This is a genomic window from Citrobacter sp. VF227 (assembly GCF_052950715.1).
On sequence record NZ_JBRFVF010000574.1, the window covers coordinates 1 to 440 of the forward strand.

The 440-nt window shown below is 68.4% G+C and carries 1 pseudogene; it reads right to left on the reverse strand.

Going from position 1 to position 440, the window contains the following annotated elements:
• Positions 1–148: 148 nt before the first annotated feature.
• Positions 149–440: pseudogene (locus ACU8YC_RS27935) on the reverse strand (pyruvate kinase alpha/beta domain-containing protein); the annotation flags it as partial.

A 440-nucleotide genomic window follows, 5' to 3' on the forward strand; every position in this document is an offset into this window, starting at 1 on the left:
GGTCGGTTCTCGTTGCCGAGGATCTTGGTGACGATGCGTCCGATCAGGTTCATGGGTCGGCCCTCCGGTATCGCGCCCAAATGGCGCAGCTTCCCCAACAACGGGTCAGGCGCGGGCCGCGTTCCAGCTCGGCGCCCGATCGGGCGCCTCAGACCTGCATGAGGCGGATGTTGTTGGTGTTGCCGGCGGTGTGGAACGGGATGCTGGCGGTGACCACGATGATGTCGTTCGACCGCGCGAAGCCCTCGTCCTGCGCGTGGTGGCAGGCCTTCGAGGTCATCTCCTCGTAGCTGTCGACGTCCTACGTCAGGACGCTGTGCGCCCACAACAGCAGGCTCAGCCGCCGCGAGGTCGCGACATTGGGGGTCAGGGCTAGGATCGACGCGGCGGGGCGCTTGCGCGCGACCCGCGCGGCCGTCGTCCCGCTCGCCGTGTAGGCG